Source organism: Aquimarina hainanensis (genome assembly GCF_042684685.1).
GTDB classification, from domain to species: domain Bacteria; phylum Bacteroidota; class Bacteroidia; order Flavobacteriales; family Flavobacteriaceae; genus Aquimarina; species Aquimarina hainanensis.
The window spans coordinates 1-514 of sequence record NZ_JBHULX010000023.1 but is presented as its reverse complement, the minus strand read 5'-3'; the positions used below and the strand labels follow the sequence as shown (position 1 = coordinate 514).

Genomic DNA, 514 nt, shown 5'->3' with positions numbered 1-514 from the left:
AATATCTATTCTCGTAGCATAATAAATATACTACCTTGTGGAGAATATCGGAGTCGAACCGATGACCTCCTGCGTGCAAGGCAGGCGCTCTAGCCAGCTGAGCTAATCCCCCATATATCTAAGAAGTGTCTTAAAAACTCCTACAAAATGAAGTAGCTAAACTCAACTTCTAAAATTTCCAGTATCTATAAATATGAACTTCGTAGTCTCAGGCAGACTCGAACTGCCGACCTCTACATTATCAGTGTAGCGCTCTAACCAGCTGAGCTATGAGACTGCATATCTTAATTAACAGCTTAAGACTAAAAACAAATTAAGAATAACCATAATTGTATCGTAATCTCTAGAAAGGAGGTGTTCCAGCCGCACCTTCCGGTACGGCTACCTTGTTACGACTTAGCCCCAGTTACTAGTTTTACCCTAGGCCGCTCCTTGCGGTGACGGACTTCAGGTACCCCCAGCTTCCATGGCTTGACGGGCGGTGTGTACAAGGCCCGGGAACGTATTCACCGCA

At 44.9% G+C, this 514-nt stretch carries 2 tRNA genes and 1 rRNA gene; all 3 read right to left on the bottom strand.

What is annotated here, in order from left to right:
- Positions 1 to 38 precede the first annotated feature (38 nt).
- Positions 39 to 112 (bottom strand) — tRNA-Ala (locus ACFSTE_RS13180).
- A gap of 91 nt (positions 113 to 203) precedes the next feature.
- Positions 204 to 277 (bottom strand) — tRNA-Ile (locus tag ACFSTE_RS13175).
- 70 nt (positions 278 to 347) lie between these two features.
- Positions 348 to 514, bottom strand: a 16S ribosomal RNA gene (locus ACFSTE_RS13170); the annotation flags it as partial.